Source organism: Proteus sp. FME41, assembly GCF_014897315.1.
Classification (GTDB): Bacteria; Pseudomonadota; Gammaproteobacteria; order Enterobacterales; family Enterobacteriaceae; genus Proteus.
Genome location: NZ_JABUYL010000057.1, coordinates 1 through 1,299 on the forward strand (window position 1 = coordinate 1; position 1,299 = coordinate 1,299).

A 1,299-nucleotide genomic window follows, 5' to 3' on the forward strand; every position below is an offset into this window, starting at 1 on the left:
TATCCTCTGCGTCTTATTTATATTTAGCCCGTTAATATTCATTATTATTGCACCTATTTTTTATATTCAAAGGTGCCATCCCATTCCGGTAAAGGTGCAGGAGGTAGAGGAACAATTTTATCAATATCAGGGAATTTAGCGCGGGGGTTATCATCTATTTCATCACTAATTAAATCATAACGTCTAACACGTTCTAAATCTAGTTGCTGCCCTAAATAATTGGCTCGATCATTAATATCTTGAGTTCTAAAAGCTTGAGATAATCGGAATGCACTTAATGTATGCCCTTGTTTGACACCTTCCTGTAAATAAAATAAAGCTCTCGTATAATTGCCTTCAGCCAACGCATAATTGAGACCTAATTCAAAAGAGGCTTTACTAAACCCTTGCTTGGAAGCGCAATCTAGCATTGCTCGCCCTAAATCTAAACGATAAAGCTCAGGTACTTGGGCATCCATAAATTTATCCCCAATCGCATATTGTCCTTCAGGATTCCCCATAATGGCGGCTTTTAACATATAGCTAAATGCAGCATTTTTATCTTGCTCAACACCATAGCCTTCTTGTAAATAGGTCCCCATAATATAGTAACCAAAAGGAATTTCCATATTGATTAAACGCTCCACTAAATCAATCACTTCCTCTTGTGGTAATTTACCTGCAACTGGCTCTGCATCCCCTTCGGAAATCATCACTTGCAAATTACCTATCGCTATATAGTGATCTTTTGCCGCAGCTTGGCGATAAAGTTGAGTAATATGTTTTAAATCGGGATTATCTTGTCGGCTTAGTTGTACGGCTTGTTTAAACCATGTATCGGCTTCAGGATCTAATGGCGGAAAAACATCCTCTTCATGGAGACACGTAAATTGGAAATTTTTCAGGTTATGATGAATAGACTGGCAACCGAATAATAAAAGGCCAAATAAAAACACAACACCGGAGATAATAATTTTATTTATTATCCTCTGCGTCTTATTTATATTTAGCCCGTTAATATTCATTATTATTGCGCCTGTTTTTTATATTCAAAGGTGCCATCCCATTCCGGTAAAGGCGCAGGAGGTAAGGGAACAATTTTATCGATATCAGGGAATTTAGCGCGGGGGTTATTATCTATTTCATCACTGATTAAGTCATAGCGCCTAACTCGTTCGAGGTCTTTTTTCACTCCTAGATAATCAGAACTACTAGTAGTTTCTGTTTTAAATGCTTCAGATAATTGAAAAGCAGCTAATGAATAGCCTTGTTTCACTGCTTCCTGAAAATAAAATAATGCTTGTGAATAATTTTCATCAA

2 protein-coding genes are annotated in these 1,299 nt (G+C 36.9%); both read right to left on the minus strand.

Annotation, left to right across the window (positions count from 1 at the left end):
* Positions 1-53: 53 nt before the first annotated feature.
* Positions 54-1,004 carry a DUF6396 domain-containing protein gene (locus INT04_RS19130; RefSeq protein WP_226894200.1) on the minus strand — a complete coding sequence of 317 codons (951 nt, stop codon included), beginning with the start codon at positions 1,002-1,004 and terminating at the stop codon, positions 54-56.
* Between the two features lie 2 nt (positions 1,005-1,006).
* A partial coding sequence (locus INT04_RS19135) for a DUF6396 domain-containing protein (protein ID WP_226894201.1) occupies positions 1,007-1,299 on the minus strand: 293 nt, incomplete at its 5' end.